The sequence below is a fragment of the Rhizobium sp. 05L419 genome, assembly GCF_056397845.1.
This window is the reverse complement of record NZ_JBFTOF010000022.1, coordinates 89,798-96,585: the sequence shown is the minus strand read 5'-3', so window position 1 is coordinate 96,585 and position 6,788 is coordinate 89,798. Positions and strand designations below refer to the sequence as shown.

Here is a 6,788-nt window from a genome sequence, read left to right as displayed (position 1 = left end):
AATCGCTGATTCATAGGACACCGTGTTGGATCACGGAGGCCTTTGATGGTGGCGAAGCGGTATGAACTGAGCGATGGGCAGTGGGCGAAGATTGCGTCCTTGTTGCCGGGCAAGGCCGGTGATCCGGGGCGCACTGGGTCAGACAACCGCTTATTTATAAGTGGCTGCCTCTGGGTTTTACGCTCCGGCGCACATTGGCGCGATCTGCCGGAGCGTTATGGCAAGTGGAAGACGGTGCATAAGCGCTTCAGCCGCTGGTGCCATGCCGGTATCTGGGAGCAGGTCTTCGATGTCGACAGGAGCACGTTGCTTCGGGGTCAGGAGAACTGGACGCAGCCTTTCAGTATCTTCATGGACGAACACCAGTTTCCGCGGTAGGTTGCATTCGAAAGTGAATAATGTAACCTTTAGTAAAGGTGTCCCTCAAGAACGGCTGAGGAGCAAGCCGTGCAGAACGAATTGTCAGTTGGGGAAGAGGCTGCGTCGCCCCCATATCGCCCTGCTCCGAGCCCGGATGACATCCGTGCTCAGCTCGACCGCATCATCACCAGCCCCGAATTCCCGCATGTTGGTCGTGGTGGCGCATTCCTGACTTACGTGACGGAAGAAGCTCTCGCGGGTCGTGCGGATCGGATCAAGGGCTACTCGATCGCGGTCGAAGTTTTCAAGCGGAGCGAAGGCTTCACGCAGGACGATCCCGTCGTCCGGATCGAGGCTGGACGCCTCCGTCGCCTGCTGGAGCGCTACTACTTCGTCGCGGGCCAGCATGATCCGATTAGGATCGACATCCCCAAAGGTGGATACGCGCCGTCTTTCGAGTGGAGCGGCGCGTTTGAAGGTAGTCCTGCCGAGGAAGCCAAGACACCTGTTGCGCGCGGCTTTCGCGTCCGGTTGCACCGTGTGATGGCAGTAGCGATCGGAGCTGGCGCAATGATCGGCATTGGTATTGCTGCTTTCGCCTTGTCCACTCACCAGTTGCCCGGCCGGTCGAACACACTCCTCTCTGAGGGAGGTCCGACGCTGGTCGTGGCCCCGTTCGCCGATCTTGGCGACGGACCGCAAGCGGAGCTCTACTCGGCTGGCCTGACCGAAGAATTGCTGACCGCCCTTCCGCGGTTCAAGGAAATCAGGGTCTTCGGGCGCGAGACTTCCAAGTCCCTGCCGTCCGAGGTGAAGGCCTCCTTGGTTCGCGGAGAACTGGGGGCTCGCTTCCTTCTCGCGGGCGGTGTCCGCGTTGCGGGCGACCGTGTTCGGGTGACCGCGCGTCTCCTGGACACCGACACCAACGAGATTCTTTGGTCCCAGACCTACGACGACGACATTAATAACGGCGATCTGTTCAGTATTCAGTCGGATGTCGCAAACAAGGTCGCCACGACCGTGGCCCAACCCTACGGTATCATGGCCCAGGCCGACGCCACCAATCCACCGCCAGACGACATGGGTGTCTACGGTTGCACACTGGGTTTCTACGGGTATCGGGCCGAGTTGAGCGTTGCGCGGCACACTGAGGTGCGCGATTGCCTGGAGAGCGCGGTCGCCCGCTATCCATCATTTGCGACCGCATGGGCGATGCTGTCCATCATCCATCTCGACGAGGATCGTTTCCGGTTCAATCCGATTATGGACACGTCGCCACCGATTGAACGCAGCCTGCAGGCAGCGCGCCGCGCCGTCCAACTCGATCCGGGCAACACCCGTGCCCACCAGGCGCTGATGACCGCTTTGTTCTTCAGCCAGCGGGTTCCAGAAGCGCTCAAGGTCGGCGAGCAGGCACTAGCGACCAATCCGAACGACACCGAGCTAATTGGGGAGTTCGGAACCCGTGTTGCGATGAGCGGAGACTGGGAGCGGGGTGCGGAGTTGCTGGATCGGGCGTTGGCGCTGAACCCTGGTGGCGGAGGCTACTATCATGGGACCCGCGCGCTCGCGGCGTACATGCTCCACGACTCCAAGAACGCAGTGATCGAGATCAAGCAGGCGGATCTGCAGAAGTTCCCTCTCTACCATGCCGTCGCCGCAGTAATCTATGTTGATGCCGGCATGATGGACGACGCCCGCCGGGAAGCTCTCCGGTTCAACGAGATGAGGCCGGACTTCATTCCGAATATCGTCACCGAGCTTACGGCGCGCAACTTCCAGCCTTCGGACCGCGCGAGACTGATTTCCGACATCAGGAAGGCCGGGCTGCCAGCAGTGGATGAGGTGGAGGCGTCCTCGACGCTGCCGCCAGCGCATGGGTCTGGTGCACTTCAGCCACAATAGCCCCTGCTGTTCACCTCAGTTCTGGCCCAAAAACAAAGGCGGGATTTCGATGCGCTCAACCCTGCTCGATCCGTGATCGATGATATCGAATATTGTCTGTAGCATGCGCGGAACATCCTGCCGCACCATCTCGATGTCATCGCCGAGCATGGCGACGAATGGATCCCAGTCGAAGCAACCCATGATTGGCGGCCGGGCATCGTAGTGGTGGGATCGCTTGATCCAGCGCATCACGCCTTCGAAAGAAATCGTCGAGTTGACAAACATCCCTCGGGTCAGGTTGCCTTCCTGCTGCGCAAGGGCCTGAAGCGCGCTCTCGGCCTTTTCCGGTGCGTAGCCGCAAGTCAGAATATGGTTGTCGTCGACCTCCAGCCCGATGTCGGCGTGGGCAGCGCGAAAGCCGCGGACACGCTCTGAGGTATTGTGGTCGATGCCGCGTCCACCGACGAAGAGGAGCGGCTCGACGCGACTGAGCTTGCGTCGGTAATTCGCGAGTATGCGCCGGGTCAGTTCCCGGGCGCCGCCAAAATTGTCGGATATCACGGATGGCGCGCGCGATCCCGGAAGATCGAGATTGAGACTGCGGACGCCTGATGCCGCGCAGATATCGGTGATGCGGTCGGGGTCGGTGGCTCCAGTCGAGACCAGGCATTCGACCTGGTAGGACAACATGGTTCGCGCAGCCTCGATTTCAAGTTCTGGATCGCGGCGTGTACAGGTGATGATCGGAAATAATCCGCGCTCACGTGCCATGGTTTCGAAGGTTTCGACGATCGAGCCGAAATAGCGATTGTCGTACTTAGGCACGATCATACCGATGATCTTGGATTTCTCACGCCGCAGAAGGCTCGCCTGCATATTGAGCGCGTAACCCTGCTCTTCCGCCAGCCGGGTGATTTTGTCTGCGAGTTGGCTGCTGATCCGGCGCTTCTTCCAATTGCCGTTCAAAACCGCGCTGACCGCGCTTGCCGATGTGCCAGCAAGTTCAGCCAGATCATAGATCGTCGTCTTTTTTGTTTGTTTGGGTTGATTCACGAATGCATGCCTCCATGTCGAACGTAGCTTGACATCATTGGACGAAGGTGGCAATTCTTGCTTCATCGATTGAGCAACGTTGCGCAATCGATGAAGGTGGTTGACTTGGGAGAGTCAACCGGGCGGCGTCCGGGTGGACCCAACGTCATTGGCGAGTCGATGCAAATCGATATCGCGCCATGATCTGCGCTGGTTCGAAACGAACGGGGCAGGGCGCTTGGAACGAACGGAGGACGTCTCTCGAAGAGGGCTATCACTCAAAAGGAGGAGAGAATGAAGTATCGTCCCATGTTTTTGGCAACGGCTGCAGTTGTTGCCATGCTTGCCCACGCGGCCTATGCTCAGCAGGCGGCAACCGTGGCATTCCTGATGCCGGACCAGGCATCTACCCGCTATGAAAAGCACGACTTTCCAGGTTTCAAGGCCGAGATGGAAAAGCTCTGCGCGAGCTGCACCGTTATCTACCAGAATGCCAACGCCGACGCTGCCTTGCAGCAGCAGCAGTTCAATTCGGTGATCGCCCAGGGCGCCAAGGTCATCGTGCTTGATCCTGTCGATTCCGCGGCCGCGGCGGGTCTCGTCGAAATCGCGCATTCTCAGGACGTCAAGGTCATTGCCTATGACCGCCCGATCCCTGACAAGGCAGCCGACTACTACGTATCGTTCGACAACGAAGGCATCGGCTACGCGATCGCGAAGTCGCTGGTCGATCACCTGAAGGCAGGCGGCGTCGCCGACGGCTCTGGTGTATTGCAGATCAACGGCTCTCCTACGGACGCTGCCGCCGGTCTGATCCGTGATGGCATCCATCGCGGCCTCCAGGATTCCGGTTATAAGACGCTGGCGGAATTCGACACGCCGGAATGGGCGCCTCCGAAGGCTCAGGAATGGGCAGCTGGTCAGATCACGCGTTTCGGTGATCAGATCAAGGGCATCGTCGCAGCCAATGACGGTACCGGTGGCGGTGCCATCGCGGCGCTGAAGGCGGCTGGCGTAAAGCCAGTTCCTCCGGTGACGGGCAACGACGCGACCATAGCAGCGCTGCAGCTGATCATCTCTGGTGACCAGTACAACACGATCTCAAAGCCTTCCGAGATCGTTGCGGCAGCGGCTGCCAAGGTCGCCGTCCAGTTGACCAAGGGTGAAACCCCAGCGCCGAAAACGACGCTTTACAACACGCCGTCCGAGCTCTTCATCCCGGCCGTCGTTACTGCTGAGAACATCAAGGCTGAAATCTTCAACAAGAAGATCCAGACCCCTGAGGAAGTTTGCACCGGAGAGTACGCCGACGGTTGCAAAAAGCTCGGCATCACCCAGTAATACCTCAAGGTGCCCGGTCGGGCTTTGCCCGACCGGGCACATCTCCATTTTCAAAAGGGCGTTCAGCCATGGTGCGAGAAGTCAGTGCTATGCCGGAAAAGGGCAGTCCCATTCTGCGGCTAAGCCGCATTTCCAAAAACTTCGGAGCCGTGTCGGCGCTGACCGATATCGATCTCGACGTGCATGCCGGGGAAGTGGTTGCGCTGGTCGGCGACAATGGTGCGGGCAAATCCACCTTGATCAAGGTCCTTGCGGGTGTGCACCAGCCGTCTTCGGGCTCGATCGAATTCTGTGGTCAGCAGGTTTCTCTGGACAGTCCGAGCCGGGCACTCGAACTCGGTATCGCCACGGTGTTCCAGGACCTGGCGCTATGCGAAAATCTTGACGTTGTTGCCAATCTCTTCCTCGGTCACGAGCTGTCCCCCTGGAGTCTCGACGAGGTGGCGATGGAAGTGCGCGCATGGACGCTCCTCAAGGAGCTTGCCGCGCGCATCCCCTCGGTTCGGCAGCCTATCGCGTCTCTCTCAGGCGGCCAGCGCCAGACTGTAGCCATCGCACGCTCCCTGTTGCTCAACCCAAAGATCATCATGCTCGATGAGCCGACGGCAGCTCTGGGGGTTGCCCAAACTGCAGAAGTCCTGAACCTGATCGAACGCGTTCGGGAGCGCGGTCTCGGGGTCATCATCATCAGTCACAATATGGAAGACGTGCGTGCTGTCGCCGACCGGGTCGTGGTTCTGCGACTTGGCCGCAATAATGGGGTCTTCAGCCCCGATGCCTCCAACCAGGAACTCGTCGCGTCAATAACCGGTGCGACCGAGAATTCCGTATCGCGCCGCCTTGATCGCAAGGCAAGTCAGCACACCGATCTGAGCGGGGGCACTGCATGACCCAGAAAATCTCCAAGGATACGGCAAGTCAATCGCAGGGCCAGGCCCTCGATCGCAGCGACGTACGTGTGAAACACAACGACGGCATCGCCGACATGCTGCACGCATTTATCGATCGTGTCCGCTCCGGCGATCTGGGAATGTTGCCCGTTGCCGTCGGCCTGATCGTCATCTCGACGGTCTTCAGCGTTCTGAACCCGATCTTCCTAGCGCCGAACAATCTGGTCAACCTGTTGTTCGATTGCGCCACTGTCGGCATCATTTCGCTCGGAATCGTCTGCGTGCTCTTGCTCGGTGAGATCGATCTCTCCGTCGGCTCGATGAGCGGTCTTGCATCGGCTATCATTGGCGTGCTTTGGGTCAATTCCGGCTGGCCGATCATCGCCGCCATCATTGCTGCTCTGGCAAGTGGTGCGGCCGTCGGCGCGCTCTATGCCGTAATGTATAATCGTCTTGGCATGCCGAGCTTCGTTGCGACGCTCGCCGGCCTGCTCGCCCTTCTTGGCTTGCAGCTCTACATTCTCGGCCCGACCGGCAGCATCAACCTACCTTACGCCTCGCCTTTGGTTCGATTCGGTCAGATCATGGTCATGCCCCATTGGGCCTCGCATCTGCTGGCTCTGCTGCCTGGTCTCGTTATGATCGTRGTCGGTGTCATCACGCGTCGCCGCCGTCAGGCCGTCAATCTGTCTTCTCAACCGCTTGGAGCCCTTGTGATCAAGGCGCTCGTGCTGACTGTCGCTCTGGAATTCGCAACCTACTATCTCAACCTCGGTCGCGGCGTGCCGTGGATGTTCGGCCTACTTGTAGCCTTGGTCGTCATCCTCAATTATGCGCTGACCAAGACGAAGTGGGGCCGGTCGCTGTTCGCCGTCGGCGGCAATCGCGAGGCCGCCCGCCGATCCGGTATCAACGTGCGACGGATCTACCTCAGCGCCTTCATGCTCTGCTCGACTCTTGCGACGCTTGGCGGCATCCTGTCGGCGGCCCGCCTGGCTTCTTCTAGCCAGCAGGCAGGCGCCGGCGACGTCAACCTCAACGCCATCGCGGCGGCTGTTATCGGCGGCACCAGCCTTTTCGGCGGACGGGGCAGCGCTTACTCCGCGTTGCTGGGCATCATCGTCATTCAGGCTATTTCGAACGGCCTGACACTTCTCAATCTCAGTTCGTCCTTGCGCTACATGATCACGGGTGCGGTTCTGGCGATCGCCGTTATCGTCGACTCGCTTGCTCGCCGGTCCCGTGTCAGCCACGGTCGCGCCTAAAACCATATTCCAG

At 59.6% G+C, this 6,788-nt stretch carries 5 protein-coding genes and 1 pseudogene; 5 read left to right on the top strand and 1 reads right to left on the bottom strand.

Annotated features, from left to right (window positions below; translation table 11 throughout):
- Nucleotides 1-45: 45 nt before the first annotated feature.
- Both AC1DMK_RS23510 and AC1DMK_RS23505 read left to right on the top strand, forming a co-directional pair.
- Nucleotides 46-294, top strand: a pseudogene (locus AC1DMK_RS23510) (transposase); the annotation flags it as partial.
- A 165-nt stretch (nucleotides 295-459) separates the two neighbouring features.
- On the top strand, nucleotides 460-2,265 hold the full coding sequence (locus AC1DMK_RS23505; RefSeq protein WP_477862429.1) for an adenylate cyclase: 1,806 nt from the start codon (nucleotides 460-462) through the stop codon (nucleotides 2,263-2,265).
- Nucleotides 2,266-2,280: 15 nt separating this feature from the next.
- Here the strand turns inward: AC1DMK_RS23505 and AC1DMK_RS23500 are convergent, their stop codons facing one another.
- Nucleotides 2,281-3,300: a LacI family DNA-binding transcriptional regulator gene (locus AC1DMK_RS23500; RefSeq protein WP_477862426.1), complete on the bottom strand. Its 1,020-nt coding sequence runs from the start codon at nucleotides 3,298-3,300 to the stop codon at nucleotides 2,281-2,283.
- A 273-nt stretch (nucleotides 3,301-3,573) separates the two neighbouring features.
- Between AC1DMK_RS23500 and AC1DMK_RS23495 the strand changes: the two genes are divergently transcribed.
- The 3 genes from AC1DMK_RS23495 to AC1DMK_RS23485 all read left to right on the top strand — a co-directional run bounded on the left by AC1DMK_RS23495 (nucleotide 3,574) and on the right by AC1DMK_RS23485 (nucleotide 6,775).
- Nucleotides 3,574-4,620 carry an ABC transporter substrate-binding protein gene (locus AC1DMK_RS23495; RefSeq protein ID WP_477862424.1) on the top strand — a complete coding sequence of 349 codons (1,047 nt, stop codon included), beginning with the start codon at nucleotides 3,574-3,576 and terminating at the stop codon, nucleotides 4,618-4,620.
- Between the two features lie 68 nt (nucleotides 4,621-4,688).
- Entirely contained in the window at nucleotides 4,689-5,510 is an 822-nt protein-coding gene (locus tag AC1DMK_RS23490; protein ID WP_477862422.1) for an ATP-binding cassette domain-containing protein, read from the top strand.
- On the top strand, nucleotides 5,507-6,775 hold the full coding sequence (locus AC1DMK_RS23485; RefSeq protein WP_477862420.1) for a sugar ABC transporter permease: 1,269 nt from the start codon (nucleotides 5,507-5,509) through the stop codon (nucleotides 6,773-6,775). The genes AC1DMK_RS23490 and AC1DMK_RS23485 overlap by 4 nt, the downstream gene beginning before the upstream one ends.
- Nucleotides 6,776-6,788 lie beyond the last annotated feature (13 nt).

Bases quoted from the DNA above. Each gene is read 5' to 3' on its own strand.
- AC1DMK_RS23495 (WP_477862424.1), top strand. From the start codon at position 3,574: ATGAAGTATCGTCCCATGTTTTTGGCAACGGCTGCAGTTGTTGCCATG.
- AC1DMK_RS23490 (WP_477862422.1), top strand. From the start codon at position 4,689: ATGGTGCGAGAAGTCAGTGCTATGCCGGAAAAGGGCAGTCCCATTCTG.